The organism is Actinoplanes sp. L3-i22, assembly GCF_019704555.1.
GTDB lineage: Bacteria > Actinomycetota > Actinomycetes > Mycobacteriales > Micromonosporaceae > Actinoplanes.
Genome location: NZ_AP024745.1, coordinates 3025772 through 3045806 on the forward strand (window position 1 = coordinate 3025772; position 20035 = coordinate 3045806).

General features: G+C 69.5%; 17 protein-coding genes. 10 read left to right on the plus strand and 7 right to left on the minus strand.

All coding sequences use genetic code 11. The annotated features are described in order from the left end of the window. Positions 1–3 precede the first annotated feature (3 nt). The 8 genes from L3i22_RS13415 (at position 4) to L3i22_RS13450 (ending at position 10057) form a co-directional block, all read left to right on the plus strand. Positions 4–1341, plus strand: coding sequence for an aspartate aminotransferase family protein (locus L3i22_RS13415; protein WP_221327287.1), 1338 nt, complete (start codon positions 4–6; stop codon positions 1339–1341). A gap of 153 nt (positions 1342–1494) precedes the next feature. Further along, a complete protein-coding gene (locus L3i22_RS13420) occupies positions 1495–2931 on the plus strand; it encodes an aminobutyraldehyde dehydrogenase (protein ID WP_255658192.1) in 1437 nt (478 codons plus the stop codon). Between the two features lie 48 nt (positions 2932–2979). Continuing rightward, positions 2980–4134, plus strand: a complete 1155-nt coding sequence (locus L3i22_RS13425; protein ID WP_221327289.1) for an ABC transporter ATP-binding protein — start codon at positions 2980–2982, stop codon at positions 4132–4134. A 41-nt stretch (positions 4135–4175) separates the two neighbouring features. Further along, complete coding sequence (locus L3i22_RS13430) at positions 4176–5384, plus strand: spermidine/putrescine ABC transporter substrate-binding protein (protein ID WP_255658193.1); 1209 nt, start codon at positions 4176–4178, stop codon at positions 5382–5384. A gap of 4 nt (positions 5385–5388) precedes the next feature. Next, positions 5389–6252, plus strand: a complete 864-nt coding sequence (locus tag L3i22_RS13435; protein ID WP_221327291.1) for an ABC transporter permease — start codon at positions 5389–5391, stop codon at positions 6250–6252. Continuing rightward, positions 6249–7100, plus strand: coding sequence for an ABC transporter permease (locus L3i22_RS13440; RefSeq protein ID WP_221327292.1), 852 nt, complete (start codon positions 6249–6251; stop codon positions 7098–7100). The genes L3i22_RS13435 and L3i22_RS13440 overlap by 4 nt, the downstream gene beginning before the upstream one ends. 6 nt (positions 7101–7106) lie before the next feature. Beyond that, complete coding sequence (locus L3i22_RS13445) at positions 7107–8507, plus strand: FAD-binding oxidoreductase (protein ID WP_221327293.1); 1401 nt, start codon at positions 7107–7109, stop codon at positions 8505–8507. A 167-nt stretch (positions 8508–8674) separates the two neighbouring features. Next, entirely contained in the window at positions 8675–10057 is a 1383-nt protein-coding gene (locus tag L3i22_RS13450) for an aspartate aminotransferase family protein (protein WP_221327294.1), read from the plus strand. A gap of 316 nt (positions 10058–10373) precedes the next feature. Here L3i22_RS13450 and L3i22_RS13455 read toward each other — a convergent pair whose 3' ends face one another. Both L3i22_RS13455 and L3i22_RS13460 read right to left on the minus strand, forming a co-directional pair. Continuing rightward, the gene (locus L3i22_RS13455) at positions 10374–10811 is read right to left on the minus strand and encodes a MerR family transcriptional regulator (protein ID WP_221327295.1); all 438 of its coding nucleotides are present in this window, start codon (positions 10809–10811) and stop codon (positions 10374–10376) included. A gap of 208 nt (positions 10812–11019) precedes the next feature. Further along, positions 11020–11748, minus strand: a complete 729-nt coding sequence (locus L3i22_RS13460) for an alpha/beta fold hydrolase (protein WP_255658194.1) — start codon at positions 11746–11748, stop codon at positions 11020–11022. Positions 11749–11934: 186 nt separating this feature from the next. On the opposite strand from L3i22_RS13460, the gene L3i22_RS13465 reads away from it, so the two are divergent. Together L3i22_RS13465 and L3i22_RS13470 are read left to right on the plus strand one after the other, a co-directional pair. Next, positions 11935–12330 (plus strand): response regulator, encoded by a 396-nt coding sequence (locus L3i22_RS13465; RefSeq protein ID WP_221327296.1) that lies wholly within the window; start codon positions 11935–11937, stop codon positions 12328–12330. Between the two features lie 67 nt (positions 12331–12397). Beyond that, a complete protein-coding gene (locus L3i22_RS13470; protein ID WP_221327297.1) occupies positions 12398–14020 on the plus strand; it encodes a GAF domain-containing sensor histidine kinase in 1623 nt (540 codons plus the stop codon). 684 nt (positions 14021–14704) lie between these two features. Here the strand turns inward: L3i22_RS13470 and L3i22_RS13475 are convergent. The 5 genes from L3i22_RS13475 to L3i22_RS13495 form a co-directional block, all read right to left on the minus strand. Then, complete coding sequence (locus tag L3i22_RS13475) at positions 14705–15937, minus strand: FAD-binding oxidoreductase (protein WP_221327298.1); 1233 nt, start codon at positions 15935–15937, stop codon at positions 14705–14707. Positions 15938–15940: 3 nt separating this feature from the next. Further along, the gene (locus L3i22_RS13480; RefSeq protein WP_304523463.1) at positions 15941–16396 is read right to left on the minus strand and encodes an Lrp/AsnC family transcriptional regulator; all 456 of its coding nucleotides are present in this window, start codon (positions 16394–16396) and stop codon (positions 15941–15943) included. 33 nt (positions 16397–16429) lie between these two features. Next, positions 16430–17698: a 4-aminobutyrate--2-oxoglutarate transaminase gene (gabT, locus tag L3i22_RS13485; protein ID WP_221327300.1), complete on the minus strand. Its 1269-nt coding sequence runs from the start codon at positions 17696–17698 to the stop codon at positions 16430–16432. Between the two features lie 2 nt (positions 17699–17700). Next, the gene (locus L3i22_RS13490) at positions 17701–19137 is read right to left on the minus strand and encodes a gamma-aminobutyraldehyde dehydrogenase (protein ID WP_221327301.1); all 1437 of its coding nucleotides are present in this window, start codon (positions 19135–19137) and stop codon (positions 17701–17703) included. 100 nt (positions 19138–19237) lie between these two features. Then, positions 19238–19999 carry a PP2C family protein-serine/threonine phosphatase gene (locus L3i22_RS13495; protein ID WP_255658195.1) on the minus strand — a complete coding sequence of 254 codons (762 nt, stop codon included), beginning with the start codon at positions 19997–19999 and terminating at the stop codon, positions 19238–19240. Between the last annotated feature and the right edge of the window lie 36 nt (positions 20000–20035).

The following is a 20035-nucleotide window of genomic DNA, read 5'->3' on the forward strand; positions in this document are numbered from 1 at the left end:
CTCGTGAGCGACGAACAGCAGGTGCGCGCGGACGACCGCGCCCACGTCTTCCACTCCTGGTCCGCCCAGGGCCTGATCAACCCGCTGCCGATCGAGAAGGCGCTGGGCAGCCACTTCTGGGACTACACCGGCAAGAAGTACCTGGACTTCTCGTCCCAGCTGGTGAACATCAACATCGGCCATCAGCACCCGCGCCTGGTCGCGGCGATCCAGGAGCAGGCCGCCAAGCTCTGCACCATCCAGCCGGCCTTCGCCAACGACAAGCGCGGCGAGGCGGCCCGGATGATCGCCGAGGTCGCCCCCGGCCCGCTGAACAAGGTGTTCTTCACCAACGGCGGCGCCGAGGCGAACGAGAACGCGATCCGGATGGCCCGGCTGCACACCGGCCGGCACAAGGTGCTCTCCACCTACCGCAGCTACCACGGCTCGACCGCCACCGCGATCACCGCGACCGGCGACCCGCGCCGCTGGCCGAACGAGCCGACCGCGGTCGGTGTCGTGCACTTCTGGGGTCCCTATCCGTACCGGTCGCCGTTCTACGCGACCTCCGAGGCCGAGGAGTCCGAGCGCGCGCTGCAGCACCTGCGCGACACGATCGTCTTCGAGGGCCCCGGCACGATCGCCGCGGTCCTGATCGAGACCGTGGTCGGGACCAACGGCATCCTGGTCCCGCCGCCCGGCTACCTGGCCGGCGTCCGGGCGCTCTGCGACGAGTTCGGCATCGTGTTCATCGCCGACGAGGTGATGGCCGGCTTCGGCCGCTGCGGCGAGTGGTTCGCGGTCGACAAGTGGGGCGTCACGCCCGACCTGATCACCTTCGCCAAGGGGGTGAACTCGGGTTACCTGCCGCTGGGCGGGGTGGTGATCTCCGACGAGATCGCCGAGACGTTCCGGGAGCGGCCGTTCCCGGGTGGCCTCACCTACTCCGGTCACCCGCTCGCCGCCGCCTCCGCGGTCGCCTCGATGCAGATCTTCAAGGAGGAGGGGATCATCGAGCACGCCCGCATGCTGGGCGACGACGTGATCGGTCCCGGCCTGGCCGCGCTCAAGGCGAAGCACCCCAGCATCGGTGACGTGCGCGGGCTGGGCGTCTTCTGGGCGATCGAGCTGATCCGCGACGACGAGAAGACGCCGCTGGTGCCGTTCAACGCGAGCGGCGCGGCGGCCGGGCCGATGAACGACGTGGCCGCGGCCTGCAAGGAGCGGGGGCTCTGGCCGTTCACCCACTTCAACCGGGTGCACGTGGTCCCGCCCTGCACGACGAGCGTGGAAGACGTCCGGGAGGGTCTCGCGATCCTGGACGACGCGTTGACCGTCGCCGACGGTTTTTATGCCTCCTGACACCGGATTGCGTTGTCTGTAGGCCACTGAATCTTTGGATTCCGTTTCAGGCTTGGAAATTACTTCGGATTCCCTTGTCACACCTGTCTCGGGTGTGACAAGGTTCCCCCACTTCGGGTGAGCACGCCCACACCGACCGGAAGGTTTTCCCCCGTGAGCACCGATTTTCCCGTGCTTCGCAACTTCGTCGACGGGTCCTTCACGGACACCGAGGAGGGCCGGACGTCGCCGGTCGTCGACCCCAGCACCGGGGAGACCTACGCCTACGCGCCGATCTCTTCCGAGCGGGACGTCGCCGCGGCGATCACGGCCGCCGAGGCGGGCTTCGAGGTGTGGGCGGACACCACCCCGGCCGAGCGTCAGCGGGCGCTGCTGCGCATCGCCGACGCGGTCGAGGCGCGGGCCGAGGAGCTGATCGAGGCCGAGTGCCGCAACACCGGCAAGCCGGTCGAGGCGACCCGCGTCGAAGAGATCGGCCCGGTGCTCGACGAGCTGAGGTTCTTCGCCGGGGCGGCCCGGATGCTCGAGGGCAAGGCCGCGGGCGAATACCTGAAGGACCACACCTCTTACGTACGGCGTGAGCCGATCGGCGTGTGCGCCCAGATCACGCCGTGGAACTACCCGCTGGTGATGGCGATCTGGAAGCTCGCCCCGGCGATCGCGGCCGGCAACTCGGTCGTCCTGAAGCCGTCCGACACCACGCCGGTCAGCACGCTGCTGCTCGCCGAGATCGCCGCCGAGTTCCTCCCGGCCGGCGTGCTCAACGTGGTCTGCGGTGACCGGGACACCGGCCGCTCGCTGGTCGTGCACCCCACCCCGCAGCTGGTGTCGATCACCGGCTCGACCCGGGCCGGGATGGAGGTCGCCGCGGCGGCCGCCCCCGATCTGAAGAAGGTGCACCTCGAGCTGGGCGGCAAGGCCCCGGTGGTGGTCTTCGACGACGTCGACATCGCGGCGACGGCCGAGAAGATCGCCGGCGCCGGCTTCTTCAACGCCGGTCAGGACTGCACCGCCGCCACCCGGGTGCTGGTGCACGAGCGGATCGCCGCCGACTTCACCGCCGCCCTGGCCGCCGCGGCCAAGAACCTGCGGGTGGGCGCGCCGTCCGACCCGGAGGCCTACTTCGGGCCGGTCAACAACGTCAACCAGCTCGAGCGGGTGGCCGGCTTCCTGGACCGGGCGCCGGCGCACGCCGAGGTGGTGGCCGGCGGCAACCGGGTCGGTGACCGCGGCTTCTTCTTCGAGCCGACCGTGGTGGCCGGCCTGCGGCAGCGCGACGAGATGATCCAGGACGAGGTCTTCGGCCCGGTCATCACGGTGCAGCCGTTCGCCGACGAGGCCGAGGCGGTCCGCTTCGCCAACGACGTGCGGTACGGCCTGAGCGCCAGCGTCTGGACGCAGAACCACGGCACGGCGATGCGGGTCTCCCGCCGCCTGAACTTCGGCGCGGTCTGGATCAACACGCACCTGCCGTTCGTGTCCGAGATGCCGCACGGCGGCTACGGGCATTCGGGATACGGCAAGGACCTTTCCATGTACGGCTTCGAGGAGTACACCCGGATCAAACACGTGATGAGCTTTCACGGCTGATCCGCTGCCCCACCTGAATTCACCACCCCCGCCACGAGGTGAACACACATGACCACGTCTCCCCCGCATCACGCCGTGACGGCCTCGTCCGTCACCGGTGAGCGGACCGGCCACCCGGCGATCGAATTCGTCGGCGTGCGCAAGGACTATCTGTCGCACGGCGAGTCGGTCCCGGCCGTCAAGAGCCTCGACCTGACGATCGCCCAGGGGGAGTTCTTCTCGCTTCTCGGGCCGTCCGGGTGCGGCAAGACCACCACGATGCGGATGATCGCGGGCTTCGAGGAGCCGACCACCGGCAAGGTGTTCCTGGACGGCAGCGACGTCACCAACGTCACCGCCAACAAGCGCGACGTCAACATGGTGTTCCAGTCGTACGCGCTGTTCCCGCACCTCAACGTGCTGCAGAACGTCTCGTTCGGCCTGGAGCGCAAGAAGGTGTCCAAGGCCGAGATCAAGCGGCGGGTCGGCGAGATCCTCGAGATCGTCTCGCTGACCGGGTACGAGAAGCGCCAGCCCAAGGAGATGTCCGGCGGCCAGCAGCAGCGTGTCGCGCTGGCCCGGGCACTGGTCAACCACCCGCGCGCGCTGCTGCTCGACGAGCCGCTCGGCGCGCTCGACCTGAAGCTGCGCCAGCAGATGCAGATCGAGCTCAAGCGGATCCAGCGCGAGGTCGGCATCACCTTCGTCTACGTCACCCACGACCAGGGTGAGGCGCTGACCATGTCGGACCGGATCGCGGTGATGAACGCCGGCCTGATCGAGCAGCTCGGCACCCCGCGGGAGATCTACGAGAAGCCGGCGACCCGGTTCGTGGCCGGCTTCATCGGCACCTCGAACATCGTCGAGGGCCAGGTCAGCCGGGTGGAGAACGGTCTCGCCGTGCTCGACCTGGGCGAGGGGGAGCGGATCGTGGCGCCGGTGCCGGCCTCGGTCCGGGCCGGGCAGCGCATCGAGGTGTCGGTGCGGCCCGAGAAGATCGACCTGCACCGGACCCCGCCGCAGGCCACCGGCAGTGTGATCGCCGGGACGGTGTCCGAGGTCGTCTACCACGGGACATCGACCAACTACACGGTGGCGACCTCCGCCGGATCAGATTTCGTGGTGTTCGATCAGAATGCGCACGATGCCGAGGACGTCGCCTCGCGCGGCGAGCGCGTCTTCCTCACCTGGGCCCCGCAGCACTCGTACCCGATCGGAGTCTGATGTTCCAGACCAATAACCCGGACCCCGTCCTCCTCCGTGGCATGACCCAGCGGCGGCTCGGCCGCCGGGACGCGATGCGCCTCGGTGGCGTGTCGGCCCTCGGTGCCTTCCTCGCCGCGTGCGGCGTGCAGGGCAAGGGCTCGCCGCAGGCCAGCGTGGCCCCGGACGCGGTGGAGAAGTTCTGGAGCGGCAAGGTCAAGAACGGCAAGGTCGACTTCGCCAACTGGCCGCTCTACATGGACCCGAAGAAGCCCGAGCTCGCGAAGTTCACCGCGAAGACCGGCATCACGGTCAACTACCAGGAGGTCATCCAGGAGATGGGGCCCTGGTTCGCCAAGGTGCAGCCCCAGCTCTCGGCCGGTCAGTCGATCGGCTTCGACCTCATGGTGATCACCAACTCGGTCCAGTTCGGGCAGTTCCGCTCCGGCGGCTTCCTCGCCCCGCTCGACCACTCGAAGCTGACCAACTACGCGGCCAACGCGGCCAAGTCGTACGCAAATGAAGCTTTTGATCCTGGCAATGTCTTCAGTATCCCGTGGGCGTCCGGCATCACCGGTATCGCCTACGACATCAAGAAGACCGGCCGGGAGATCACCTCGCTGGCCGACCTGTGGGACCCGAAGTTCAAGGGCAAGGTCGGCATGTTCTCCGACAGCCAGGAGCTGGCCAACTTCGGCCTGCTCGCGGCGGGCCTCAAGCCGGCCGACTCCGGCGAGGAGGAGTGGAAGAAGGCCGCGGCCAAGCTCAAGGAGCAGAAGGACGCCGGCCTGGTCCGCAACTACTACGACCAGAGCTACGTCGACGCGCTCGGCAAGGGCGAGGTCTGGCTGACCCAGGCCTGGTCCGGGGACATCTTCCAGAAGAACGTCTCCGACGGCACCGACTTCCGGTTCATCATCCCGTCCGAGGGCGGCACGATCTGGACCGACAACATGACGATCCCGATCACCGCGGCGAACCCGGTCGACGCGATCACGCTGATGGACTTCTTCTACGAGGTCGAGACCGCCGCGACCCTGGCCGAGTACATCAACTACGTGTGCCCGGTGCCGGCCGCCCAGGAGCAGATCAAGAAGGACGCCGCGGCCGCCACCGGCGACGACAAGGCGACCCTGACCGACGTGGCGTCGAGCCCGCTGGTGTTCCCGGGCGACGCCGACTACGCGAAGCTGCACTACTACGTGGACTTCAACACCGCGGAGGAGCAGCAGAAATTCCAGAGCATCTTCGAACCGATCACATTGAGCTGAGCCGATGAACCGGGTAAAACGTACACTTGCCCCCTACCTGCTCGTGCTGCCCGGCGGGTTGTGGCTGTTGCTGTTCTTCATCGTGCCGATGGCGGCCATGGTGTCGCTGTCGCTGCAGCAGGGCGATGTCATCAACGGGTACCGGTTCACCGGTCACTGGCAGACCTACGTGGATGCCATCACCGACTACCGGGTCCAGTTGATCCGCTCGCTGGTGTACGGGCTCATCGCGACGATCATCCTCATCGTGATGTCCTTCCCGATGGCTTACTGGATCGCCTTCCACGGCGGCAAGCGGAAGTCGACGTACCTGTTCCTGATCCTCCTGCCGTTCTTCGTGTCGTTCGTGCTGCGGACGATCTCCTGGCGGCAACTGCTCACCGACGACGGGGTGCTGCTGCATCCGCTGAAGGAGGCCGGGCTGCTCTCGCCCGGCTTCCACATCCTCGGCACCCCGTCCGCGGTGATCTTCGGGCTGGTCTACAACTCGCTGCCGTTCATGGTGCTGCCGATCTACGTGGCCCTGGAGCGGATCGACCCGCGGGTGCTCGAGGCGGCCCGGGACCTCTACGCGAAGCCGCCGACCGTGTTCCGCAAGGTGGTCCTCCCGCTGGCGCTGCCCGGTGTCTTCGCCGGCGTGCTGATGACGTTCGTGCCGGCCAGCGCGGACTACGTGAACTCGCAGGTGCTGGGCAGCTCCAGCACCACCATGATCGGCCAGGTGATCCAGGCGCAGTACCTGGCCAACTCCAACTACCCGATGGCCTCGGCCCTGTCGTTCATGCTGATGGCGGTGCTGCTCGTCGGCGTCTTCGCCTACGCCCGGGCGCTCGGCACCGAGGACGTCATGAATGCGGCGGCACGATGACGACCTCGACGCTCACCCCGCCGGCCACGGCGCCCGCCCCGGTCCGCCCGCGCCGCCGGGTCCGGATCACCGGCGCCGGCGTGATGTTCACCTACACCTGGCTGATCATCCTCTGGCTGGTCCTGCCGATCTTCGTGATGATCCTGTTCGGGTTCAACGACCCGAAGGGCCGGTTCAACCAGACCTGGCAGGGCTTCACGTTCAAGTGGTACAAGGACGTCTTCGCGATCCACGAGCTCACCTCGGCGCTCTGGCTCTCGCTGGTCATCGCGGTGGTGAGCTCGCTGATCGCCGGCGCGATCGGCACCGGCATCGGGTACGCCCTGGGCCGCTACCAGTTCCGCGGGTCCGGCGGGCTGAACCTGCTCCTGTTCGCCACGATGGCCTCGCCCGAGCTGGTCATGGGCGCCTCGCTGCTGAGCCTGTTCGTCTCGCTCAACTCCGGTCTGGGCGCGTCCACGATCGTCATCGGCCACGTGCTCTTCTCCATCTCGTTCGTCTCCACCGTGGTCCGGGCCCGGGTGATCACCCTGGACCGGTCGATCGAGGAGGCCGCGGCCGACCTGGGCGCCAACGCGTGGACGACGTTCTGGAAGGTCACCTTCCCGATCATCCTGCCGGCGGTCTTCTCCGGTGTGCTGCTCGCCTTCGCGCTGTCGATCGACGACTTCGTGGTCACCAACTTCATCTCCGGCAACGCGACCACGTTCCCGCTCTACATCTGGGGTGCCACCCGGGTCGGCCTGCCCCCGCAGGTCAACGTGATGGGCACGCTGATCTTCGCGACCGGCGTGCTGATCGCGGTGGTGTCCAACCTGCGTTCCAGGGCCAAATCCAAACAGGACTGATATCTCATGGAAGACCCCTTCCATACCCCCCTCGCCGGCGCGATCGGGGAGCCGTACTGGCTCAACCAGGACGGCGCCCCGGCGCCGGCGGAACCGCTCATGGGCGTCGACACCGCGGACCTCGCGATCATCGGCGCCGGCTACAGCGGGCTGTGGACCGCACTGCTGGCGAAGGAACAGGACCCCGGACGGGACGTGGTGGTGATCGAGGCCGGCACGGCCGGCTGGGCGGCCTCCGGCCGCAACGGCGGCTTCTGCTCGGCCAGCCTCACCCACGGCTTCGACAACGGCCTCAGCCGCTTCCCCGACGAGATGGAGCGGCTCGAACAGATGGGCCTGCGCAACCTCGACGAGATCGAGGAGACGATTCGACGGTACGGCATCGAGTGCGACTTCGAGCGCACCGGCGAGCTCAACGTCGCCACCACCGACTGGCAGTTGCAGGAGCTGACCGAGTACTACGAGGAGGCCTCGGCCCGGGGCCTCAACGTCCAGCTGCTGGACAAGGAGCAGGTCCGCGCGGAGATCAACTCGCCGACGTACCTGGGCGCGGTCTGGGACGTGGACAGCACCGCGCTGGTCGACCCGGCCCGCCTGGTCTGGGGCCTGCGGCGGGCCTGCGCCGGCCTGGGCGTCCGCTTCTACGAGAACAGTCGGGTCGAGAAGATCTCGTCGGGTAGGGGCGGGCTGCGCCTGCACACCTGGCGCGGTCGCCTCGAGGCCAAGCAGGTGGCGCTGGCCACCGGCGCGCACGGGCAGCTGCTCCGCCGGCTGCGCAACTGGGTCGTCCCGGTCTACGACTACGCGCTGATCACCGAGCCGCTCACCGACGCACAGCTGGCCGAGATCGGCTGGCGGCAGCGGATGGGCGTCGGCGACTCGGCGAACCAGTTCCACTACTACCGGCTCACCGCGGACAACCGGATCCTCTGGGGCGGCTACGACGCGGTCTACTACAACGGCGGCCGGCTCGCCCCGGAGCGGGACCTGCGCGAGGAGACGTTCCGGGTCCTGGCGCAGCACTTCTTCGAGACGTTTCCGCAGCTCGCCGACGTGCGCTTCACCCACAAATGGGGCGGCGTGATCGACACCTGCAGCCGGTTCAGCGCATTCTTCGGCACCGCGTTCCGCGGCCGGCTGGCCTATGCCGTCGGCTACACCGGCCTGGGGGTCGGCGCCACGCGCTTCGGTGCGAAGGTGATGCTCGACCTGCTCAGCGGAGAAAAAACCGAATTAACCCAATTGACGATGGTACGGCGTAAGCCCGTCCCGTTCCCGCCCGAGCCGATCCGTTCCTGGGTCATCCAGGTGACACGCCGCTCGATCGCCGAGGCCGACCGCAACGGCGGCCGCCGCAATCTGTGGCTCCGCACGCTCGACCGCTTCGGCCTGGGGTTCGACTCATAGCTTTCCCGCTTTGCCGCACCGGCCGGAAAAGCCCTGGCCGGTGCCCCTTTCGACCTTAGGTATTTCCGTGAAAAGCGCGGAAATAGTTGTCCCAGGACTTGTGCACGACGGATTCCGTCGGCAGGATCAGGGGCAACAACAGGAACTAGTGGCCAGTGGAGACTCCCGTGACCGACCGACAGCCCGACGATGTGGACGCCCTCTCCGCGACCGCCCGTGACCACCTGTGGATGCACTTCACCCGCCTCTCCTCGTACCAGGACGCTCCGGTACCGGTGATCACCCGTGGTGACGGGTGCTACGTGTGGGACTCCACCGGCCGTCGCTACCTGGACGGGCTCTCCGCCCTGTTCGTGGTGCAGACCGGCCACGGCCGGCAGGAGCTCGCCGACGCCGCCGCCAAGCAGGCCGCCGAACTGGCGTACTTCCCGATCTGGTCGTATGGCCACCCGAAGGCGATCGAGCTGGCCGGCCGGCTGGCGCAGATGGCCCCCGGCGACCTGAACCGGGTCTTCTTCACCACCGGCGGCTCCGAGGCCGTCGAGTCCGCGTGGAAGCTGGCCCGGGCCTACTTCAAGCGCGTCGGCAAGCCGATGAAGCACAAGGTCATCTCCCGTGCCGTCGCCTATCACGGCAGCTCGATGGGCGCCCTGTCGATCACCGGGATCCCGCCGTTCAAGCAGGACTTCGAGCCGCTGATCCCGAGCACCATGCGAGTGCCGAACACGAACTACTACCGGCGTGCCGACGAGAGTCAGACGCCGGAGCAGTTCGGTGTCTGGGCCGCCGACCGGATCGCCGAGATGATCGAGTTCGAGGGCCCGGACACGGTCGCCGCGGTCTACCTCGAGCCGGTGCAGAACGCGGGCGGTTGCTTCCCGCCGCCGCCCGGCTACTTCCAGCGGGTCCGCGAGATCTGCGACCGCTACGACGTGCTGCTCGTCTCCGACGAGGTGATCTGCGCGTTCGGCCGGCTCGGCGAGTACTTCGGCGCCGACAAGTACGGTTACCAGCCCGACATCATCACCGTCGCCAAGGGCCTGACCTCCGGTTACGTTCCGCTCGGCGCGATGATCGCCTCCGAGCGCCTGGCCGAGCCGTTCAAGCACGGCTCCGAGATGTTCGCCCACGGCATCACCTACGGCGGCCACCCGGTCGGCGCCGCGGTCGCGCTCGCCAACATCGACATCATGGAGCGGGAGAACCTCAACCAGCACGTCCGGGACAACAGCCCGTTGTTCCGGTCCTACCTGGAGCGGCTCACCGACCTCCCGATCGTCGGCGACGTCCGCGGTGACGGCTACTTCTTCGGCATCGAGATGGTCAAGGACAAGGCCACGAAGGAAACCTTCAACGCCGACGAGTCCGAGCGCCTTCTGCGCGGCTACCTCTCCAGCGCCCTCTTCGAAGCCGGCCTCTACTGCCGCGCCGACGACCGCGGCGACCCGGTCATCCAGCTGGCCCCGCCCCTGACCGCCACGGAAACCCAGTTCGCCGAGATCGAACAGATCCTCCGCTCAGTCCTCACCGAGGCCTGGAACCGCCTCTGACCCACCGCCCGGCCCGCCTTTCCCTCGGGGAGGGCGGGTCGTTCCGCTTGTCGCGGTCGCCTCCATCCCGCGTCCAGCGCAGTTCCTGACTCGCGCGGCCATCCCTGTCTCACCCAAGCCGCCGGCGACTCGGCGCGATGGGCGGTAGCGACTTGGGCTCTGTCTCACGTGCGCGCCCGCGCCTCTGGGGACTCGGCGCGATGGGTGGTGACGACTTGGGCCCTGTCTCACGTGCGCGCCCGCGACTCTGGCGGCTCGGCGCGATGGGTGGTAGCGACTCGAGGTGCGAGGGCGATGCCCGTACCAAAGCGGGTTTTTAATTGGCTTTTGATGGGGTTTTCGAAGTCGACGCGGTGCCGGTCCAGAGGTTGGTGGCGGTGCCTTCGGCGACGTGGGCGCTGTAGACGGCGACCTTGTAGTCGATGACCTCGCGGAATTTCTGCAGGCGGCGGATCTGTTCGTCGACACGTTCGCGGTGGTCGCGCAGCAGGTCCAGGCGGTCGGACTCGTTGCCGGCGCCGGCGCGGACCAGGTCGGCGAAGCGTTTGATCTCGCTCAGCGGCATGCCGGTCGCCCGGAGGTTGGTGCAGATCTCCAGCCAGCCCTCGTCCTCCTCCCGGTAGACGCGCCGGCCCGCGGAATCCCGCTCGACCGGGCGGGTCAGCAGGCCGGCCCGCTCGTAGAAGCGCAGCGTGTCCACGCTCAGCCCGGTTCTGCGGGCGATCTCTCCGATGCTCAGCCCGACGTCGTTCATGCGCCCGAGCCTAGCGCCGCCGCGAGATCTTTTGAGGTTATCCACAGTGGCCGGTTGTCCACAGGGGACCTGCATGATCTTGGCGTTCGGCGGGATAATGGGCGGTGGGCGGTAAGCCCCCGGTTGGGGTGGGGACCGCCCGCGCGCGCCGCCTGCGTGCCAGGCCGATCCGCGGCCTCCCGCCTGCGTGCCGGGCCGATCCGCGGCCTCAGCGCCGATCCAGATGACCACCCACCACCGTCAACTCCGTAGCATCCACCAGCACCGACTCCCCAGCCACCGCCGCCGCATGCACCGCCCGCACCGCGAACGCCACCAACTCCGGCTGCTCCCGCGGAATCGGATGCCCGGAGTGCTCCGCCACGATCAGCGCCGCCCCCGCATCCCGGGCCAGGATCCGCTGGCTGGCCAGCCACAACTCATCCGCCCCGGCGGGCGGAGTCGTCCCGGCCCACCGCCCCGGGCTACGGACCAGCACCAGCGTCGGCACCCCGGGCGGCTCCGCGTAGAGCACCTCCACCTCCCCGTTGACGATGTCGATCGAGGTGGCGTCCCGGTCCCCGTCGGCGCCGTCCTCCGGGCTCTCCACCCCGGGGTAGACGTGGAACTGCGGCATCGCCCCGTCCACGTGCACCACCCCGGCCACCCGATGACCGTGCCGGTGGGCGTAGACCCGGGCGATCAGGCTCCCGATCGAGTGCCCGACGATCACCGCCGGCCCGCCGAGTCCCCGTTCGTCGAGGAGGGTGGCGAGCTCGTCCCCGAAGGCGCTGTACGGCAACGGCGGGTTCGGCGGCGGCCGATGCGGTGCCGTCCCGACCCCGGGCCGGTCGTAGGTGACGGTGGTGAGGCCGGGGAGGAGGTCGACGACGGACTGCCAGTGCCGTCCGGGCTCGCCGAGAGCGGAGATGAACACGATCGGTAGCTGAGGGATCACCTGATCGAGGGTATCGATGGTCGCCGTGCTCCGCCCGGCGAGAAAGCCCTGGAAATGCGGGTTCATATCCACCGCCCGGACGGTGTCTCGTTACAGTGGGGCCGGGCGGCCGTGGCGGCGTACATCGGCGGTGGTAATTGTCGGAAAATCTCCCGGCTCCGCCCGTCGCGAGCGCATGCTTACGGAATGGCCACTTTGCTGATCGCCGAGGACGACGAGGACATCGCCATCGTCCTGGCTCGGGTCTGCAAGCGGGCCGGCCTGGACGTGCTGCGTGCGCCGGACGGGCAGGCCGCGCTCGAGATGATCGTCGAGCGGCATCCGGACGCGCTGCTGACCGATCTCGGCATGCCCCGGATGGACGGCTGGGAGCTGATCCGCAAGGTGCGGGAGCACCCGGAGGTCGGTGACATCCCGGTGGCGATCCTGACCGGGCAGCTCGCGCCGGGGGATCCGCGCGCCGCGGCGGCGGAGGCCTGCGCCGTGCTGCTCAAGCCCTGTCCGAACGATCAGCTGCTGGCCACGATCCAGGAGCTGCTCGAGAACGGGCCGCACGAGCACGGCAAACCCTGCGGAGTTTAAAACGTACATATAGGGTCAGAAACAATGATCCCGCGGCGTGCGGGCGGCTCGAGAAAACGGGCGGAACATGGTCGTGCTGGGGGCTCCGGCCACGCCGGACAGCGATGCCTTCCTCGGCGCCCTGTTGGAGAGCCTCTCGGTCGGGGTGGTCGCCTGCGACGCCGGTGGCCGGGTCGTCTTCGTCAACCGGGCGATGCGCGAGGTCCGCGGCTTTCCCCCGGACGGCCCGGTGCCCGAGGACTACGCCGAGAGCTCCGAGAAGGTGCTGGCCGGGCCGGACCTGCGCCCGATGCCGTGGGGGCAGACTCCGTTGATGCGCGCGCTGCGCGGCGAGCACATCGTCGCCGAGGACGTGCTGATCCGCTGTCCGGGCGAGCCGGTCCGGGTCTTCGCCTGCACGTCCCAGCCGATCTACGACGCCCGCGACCGGGTCCTCGGCGCGGTCTCGATCGCCCACGAGGTGACCGCGCTGCGCCGGGCGGAACGGTTCCGGGCCTGCCATCTCGCCGTCGAGCACGTGCTGAAGCGCGCCACCGCGGTCCGGGCCGCCGCGCCGGACGTGCTCCGCGCGGTCTCGGTCACGCTCGGCTGGCCGTGCGCCGAGCTGTTCCTGATCGACGAGGGGACCGGCCCGGGGCTGCAGTCCGTCGGCCACTGGGATGCCTCCGGCACCGCGGCGGACGGGTTCTTCGGCCACGTCCCGCGCCGCGGCGAGGGCATCACCGGGCGGGTCTGGGAGCACGGCCGGGCCATCTGGGTGCCCGACATCGGGTCCGATCTGACGTTGCGTTCGCCGTACGAGCGGGAGCGGGTCGAGATCTGCATCCGCCGCGGCATCCGGACCGTGCTCGCCGTCCCGGTGCACGACGGCACCACCCTGCTGGGCGTGCTCACCTGCTACGCCGGCGCCCAGGAGCGGCACGAGGACCTGCTCACCGTGCTGATGGACGGAGTCGCTGCGCAGATCGGCGTGTTCGTGGCGCTGCGCCGCGCCGAGGAACTGGCCCGTCAGCTGGCCCGCGCGCAGAGCGACTTCGTCGACCTGGTCGGGCACGAGATGCGTACCCCGCTGACCTCGATCACCGCGAACGCCACCATCCTCGCCGAGGAGGCGGCCGGGATGGACCACGACGGCCGCCAGATGGCCCGGACCATCGCCCGCAACGCCGCCACGCTGCAGCGGATCGCCGACGCGCTGCTCGACCTGGCCGGCCTGGACGGCGGCCACCTCACCCTGGACCGCCGCCGCGTCGACCTGGTCGCCCTGGTCACCGACGCGGTGATGGGCGTCCGGCTGGCCGGCCGCTGCGACTCGATCAGCACCGACCTGCCCGCCGACCTGCACCTGATGGGCGACGCGGACCGCCTCCGCCAGGTGCTCGACGACCTCCTCGCCAACGCGATCAAGTACAGCCCGACCGGCGCCCCGATCCGGATCGCGCTGGCGGCCGACGAGACCAGCGCCGAGCTCTGCATCGCCGACACCGGCATCGGCACCCCGGAAGCCGAACGCGACCGCGTCTTCGACCGCTTCTTCCGCGGCAGCAACGTCCGCCATCAGGGCACTCACGGCAGCGGCCTGGGCCTGAGCCTGGCCCGCGCCATCGTCCACCTGCACGGCGGCACGATCCGTCTGGTCGGCAACGACCCCACCGGCACGATCGTCTGCGTCCGCCTGCCGCTGCTCTAACGCCCCCGGGCAAGATCAAAAGATCAGACCCAAGATCAAAGTCCGATTTGGTACGGTCTGAGCCGCTTGTCGCCGGGCCGCGAACAGAACCCGCCCAACCCCAAGGGGGGCCACCGCCTCTGCCGTAATTGTCGCTCGGATCCTCAAGATCATGCTGGCGGCCTGTGGACAACCGGCCAGTGTGGATAACTCGAACCGAGCCCGTCGGCTTGCCGGGCCGCCGATCGGTCACGTCCGCGGCGTGCCCGCTGTTTGCTTTCTGACCCGCGCCGCTCGCCGGTCGGTCACGCCCGCTGTTTGCTTGCTGACCCGCGCCGGCCGGTCGGTCGCGGTTGCGGCCTGCTTGCTGTTGGCTTGCCAGGCACCGTCCGCTGTTGATCACGGCTGCGGCCGCCGCTGACGGGAGCTGCCGATTGCGGTGGCTTCGGAGGTACGCCGCGGGCCCCCTCCGCCGTCGCCGCAAGCCCTCGGCTGGTCGTCAGGGTTGCTTCAGCCCGGTCGAGTCACCCTCACGACCAGCCGCAACCGACCGGCTGGCACGCAGGGCTGCTCCAGCCCGTTTGAGCAGCCCTGACGACCAGCCGAGACGGACGAGCTGGTAGCCATGGTCGTCGAATGCGCCCAAAGCAGCCCTGACGACCAGCCGAGCTGGTAGCCATGGTCGTCAAGGTGCCCAGAGCTGTCCTACCGGTCGAGCGCGTCCAGCAGCGCCGCCCCCTGCAACCCCCCGTTGATCCCGAGCCACCGAGCCGGCTCCGGCTCCCACCGCCGCGACCGATGCCCCACCCACGGCAGCCGGGTCAACTCGGTCTGCCGCCCGAGGATCAAATCGGCCAGGGTCCGCCCGGCCAGGTTCGTCGCCGCGACCCCGTCGCCCACGTACCCCCCGGCCCACCCCACCCCGTCCCGCAGCCCCACGCCCGGCATCCAGTCCCGCGGGATCCCCAGCGGCCCGCCCCACCGGTACGCCACCGGCACCTCGATGCCGAACAGCTCGCCGAGCGTGTGCCGGAGTTTCCCGAACACGGCCGGCACCCGGTCGAAGTCGGCCCGGACCCGGGACCCGAAGTGGTACGGCGCGCCCCGCCCGCCGAACGCGAGCCGGTCGTCCGCGGTCCGCTGCCCGTAGATGATCATCCGGCGTTCGTCGGTGAACGTCTCCCGGCGCTTGAGGCCGATCCGGTCCCAGACCGAGGCCGGCAGCGGCTCGGTGGCGATCATCAGGGAGTAGACCGGGGCCACCTCGCGGCGGTATCCGGGCAGTTCCGGCGTGTATCCCTCGAGGGCCCGGACGACCGTGTCGGCCCGGACCGTGCCGCGGTCGGTGACCACCTCGCCGGCGGTCAGCGACAGCACGCGGGTGTTCTCGTACACGGCGACGCCGAGCTTCTCCACCTCGGCGGCGAGGCCGCGGACCAGTTTGCCCGGGTGCAGCGCCGCGCAGTTCTCGTCGTAGACGCCGCCGAGCACGCCCTCGGCGTTGCAGATGGCCCGGGCGGCGCCGGCGTCCAGCGCCGTGGCCGGGGCCCGGCGCAACTGCCCGGGGGTACGGATCAGCGAGATGACCCCGCCCTTGGCGTAGTCGCAGTCGATCCCGGTCCGCCCGATCTCGTCGACGGCGCCGGCCAGGGCGGCGTGCATGGCGCGGGCGGGCCCGGCGCCGTACCTCCGAGTCAGTTTCTCCTCGGAGACCGGGAACATGCCGGAGGCCCAGCCACCGTTGCGCCCGGACGCCCCGAAGCCGCAGAACTCCGCCTCGAGCACGACGATCCGCAGGTCGGGCTGGGTCTTGGCGAGGTAGTACGCGGTCCACAGCCCGGTGTAGCCGCCGCCGGCGATGACGACGTCGGCGTCCCGGTCACCGGGCAGGGCGGAGCGTCGCTCGATCGGGCCGAGCGATTCAAGCCAGAAGCTCATGTGTTATCTGGTTCCCCAGGCGTAGGTCTGTTTGGCGAGCTTGAGGTACATGAACGTGTCGACGGCGGCGACGCCCTCGATCGTCCGGACCTTCTCGTTGAGCAGGTCGAGCAGGTGCGCGTCGTCGGTGCAGACCAATTCCACCAGGAGGTCGTAGCGTCCGGCGCAGATCACCACATAGTCGACCTCGGGAATCGCGGCCAGCTGGTCGGCGATCACCCGCAGGTCCCCGTTCACCCGCAGGCCGACCATCGCCTGCCGGGCGAAGCCCAGCGTGAGCGGGTCGGTCACCGCGACGATCTGCATCAGCCCGTTGTCGAGGAGCCGCTGCACGCGCTGGCGCACAGCGGCCTCCGACAGGCCGATCGTCTTGGCGAGCGTGGCGTATGACATTCGCCCGTCCCGCTGCAGGTGATCGATGATCTGCTTGTTGATCTCGTCCAGGCCCGTCTCGCTCACGGCGCGATTCTTCCCTGTGAGCACACTCTTGGGCTAGTTCCGGAGAGCTTCGCGCAGAATGTCCAGCCCGCGGTGGAGATCCTCGTCGGAGATCACCAGCGGGGGCAGGAACCGGAGCACGTTGCCGTAGGTGCCACAGGTCAGCGTGAGCAGCCCGGCCTCGTGGCACGCCTTGGAGACGGCCGCGGTCCGCGCGGCGTCCGGCTCGATCGTGCCCGGCTTGACGAGTTCGATGGCGATCATCGCGCCCCGGCCGCGTACCTCCGCAATGCCATCGTCCGAAATTCCAGACAAAGCCGATTTGAGTACGGACTCGATCCGCTGCGCCGCCGTGGCCAGATCCAGCTCACGCATCGTCTCGATGGCGGCGAGCGCCGCGGCACAGGCCACCGGGTTCCCGCCGTAGGTGCCACCCAGCCCGCCGGCGTGCACCGCGTCCATCAGCTCGGCGCGCCCGACCACCCCGGCGATCGGCAACCCGCCGCCCATCCCCTTGGCCGTGGTGATCAGGTCGGGCTCGAGGCCCTCGTGCTCGGACGCGAACCACTGCCCGGTCCGGCAGAACCCGGTCTGGATCTCGTCCGCGATGAAGACCGCTCCGGCCTCGGCCGCCCAGGCGGCAAGGGCAGGGAGAAAACCCGGCGACGGTACGACGAAGCCACCCTCGCCCTGGATCGGTTCGATCAGCACCGCCGCCACGTTCCCGGCGCCGACCTGCTTCTCGATCACGTCGATCGCCCGGCGGGCCGCCTCGGGACCGTCCAGCCCGCCGTCGCGCAGCGGGTACGACATCGGCGCCCGGTACACCTCCGGCGCGAACGGCCCGAACCGGTGCTTGTACGGCATGTTCTTCGCGGTCAGCGCCATGGTCAGGTTGGTCCGGCCGTGGTACGCGTGGTCGAACACCACGACCGCCTGCCGCCCGGTGGCGTGCCGCGCGATCTTGACGGCGTTCTCCACCGCCTCGGCGCCGGAGTTGAACAGCGCCGCCCGCTTCTCGAAGCTACCCGGCGTGAGGTCGATCAACTGCTCACAGACGGCGACGTACGACTCGTACGGCGCGACCATGAAGCAGGTGTGCGTGAAGCGTTCGACCTGCTGCCGGACCGCCTCGACGACCCGGGGTGACGCGTTGCCGACGTTGGTGACCGCGATGCCGGACGCGAAGTCGATCCACTCCCGCCCGTCGACGTCGGTCAGCGTGCCGCCGCCGGCGCTCTCGATGTACGAGTTGATCGTCGACCCGACGCCGCGCGCGACCGCGGCGACGCGACGTTTGTGCAGGTCAGCAGAGCTGGACACGGTCAGGCCCCCACGTTGTGCATGACGTGCTTGATGCGGGTGTAGTCCTCCAGGCCGTACACCGAAAGGTCCTTGCCGTGCCCGGAGTGCTTGAAGCCGCCGTGCGGCATCTCGGCGACCAGCGGGATGTGGCAGTTCACCCAGACGCAGCCGAAGTCGAGCCGCTGGGTCATCCGCATCGCCCGGCCGTGGTCCTTCGTCCAGACGCTGGAGGCGAGGGCGTAGTCGACGCCGTTCGCCAGGCGCACGGCCTCGTCCTCGTCGGTGAACTGCTGCACGGTGATGACCGGGCCGAACACCTCGTTCTGGATGATCTCGTCGTCCTGGCGCAGGCCGGCCACGACGGTCGGCGACCAGAAGAAGCCGCGGTCGCCGACCCGGGCGCCACCGGCCTCGATCGAGGCGTGGTCCGGCAGCCGGTCGATGAAGCCGGCCACCCGGGCCAGCTGGTTCGCGTTGTTGACCGGGCCGTAGAGCACGTCCTCGTCGTCCGGCTGCCCGGTCTTCGTGCCCTTGGCCTGCTCGGCGAGGGCGGCCACGAAGTCCTGGTAGACCGCCGGCGCGACCAGCACCCGGGTGGCGGCGGTGCAGTCCTGACCGGCGTTGAAGTAACCGCCGACCGCGATGTCCGCGGCGGCCGCGGCGATGTCGGCGTCCTCGAAGACCACGACCGGGGCCTTGCCGCCCAGCTCCAGGTGGGTGCGCTTGAGGTCGGCGGCGGCCGAGCCGGCCACCTCCATGCCGGCCCGGACCGAGCCGGTGATCGACACCATCCGCGGGGTCCGGTGCTCGACCAGGGCGCGGCCGGTGTCCCGGTCGCCGAGGAGCACGTTGAACGCGCCGGCCGGCAGGAACTCGGCGGCGATCTCGGCCAGCAGCACGCTGGTCACCGGCGTGGTGTCGGACGGCTTGAGCACCACGGTGTTGCCCGCGGCGAGCGCCGGCGCGATCTTCCAGACCGCCATCATCAGCGGGTAGTTCCACGGGGTGACCTGGGCGATGACGCCGACCGGCTCGCGCCGTACGTAGCTCTCGAAACCGTTCAGGTACTGCCCGGCGGAGCGGCCCTCGAGCAGGCGCGCGGCGCCGGCGAAGAACCGGATCTGGTCGACCGCGGGCGGCAGCTCCTCGCTGGCGGTCAGGCCGAGCGGCTTGCCGGTGTTCTGCGACTCGGCGGCGACCAGCTCGTCGGCCCGCGCCTCGACCGCGTCGGCGAACTTCAGCAGCGCGCGCTGACGGTCACTGGGGGTGGTGTTGCGCCATTCCTCGAACGCGGCGGCGGCGGCCGTCATCGCGCGGTCCACGTCCTCGGCGCCGGAGACCGGGGCGGACGCGAACACCTCACCGGTGGACGGGTCGACGAGGTCCGAGTACCGGCCGTCGACGGGCGCGACCGCGGCGCCACCGACGAAATTGTGTAGTGACTTCTTGGCGGTCATCCGGCCTCCAGGTTGGGATCAGCGCATGCCGCCCCATCTTTTCCGCTGATTCCGTTGCGAACAAGGGGGCGGAGGCATTTTTCCGTGTTTCCGGTGTGTGTTAGGCAGGTCTGCGCACGGCCAGCACGGCGACGTCGTCACCGGGCTGTTCGGTGTCCCCCGCGGCCATCACGGTGGCGCAGACCCTCTCCGCATTGTCGGCCTTCACGAGGCCGATGAGACGGGCCAATCCGATGTCGATCACCTCGTCGCGGCGCTCGATGAGGCCGTCGGTGTAGCAGAGCAGCACGGCACCGGGTGGGAACGCGACCGTGCCGGTGCGCCGGGGTGGCATCCGGTTGCCGATGCCCAGCGGCGGGTCGACCGGGATGTCGGCGAGTTCGGCGGCGGCGCCCGGGCGGACCAGCACCGGGCGCAGGTGGCCGGCCGAGGAGAGCACGATCCGGTCCCGCCCGGGGCTGATCATCGCGTACAGCGCGGTGGTGAGGCTGCCCGCCTCGAAGTGGTGGACCTTGCGGTTCAGCAGGGTGAGCGCCTCGGCCGGGTCGTCGCAGATCAGCGCGTAGGCGCGCAGGGCGCTGCGGACCCGGCCCATCACGACGGCCGACGCCAGGCCGTGGCCGGAGACGTCGCCGATCACCACGCCCAGCCAGCCGGACGGGAGGGTGAAGACGTCGTACCAGTCGCCACCGATGCCGAACGCGTGCCCGGGGACGTAGCGCGCCGCCAGCTCGACGCCGGGAATGTCCGGCAGCCGGGCCGGCAGCAGACTGCGCTGCAGCGCGAGTGCCGCCGCGTGCTCCGCGTCCAAGCCGCCCACCAGTCGCTGAGGCGACTCATGGGCGGCTGCGGGTCGGGGCACGATGTCAGCCTAGTGTCCGGTCACGGGTGCGGACCG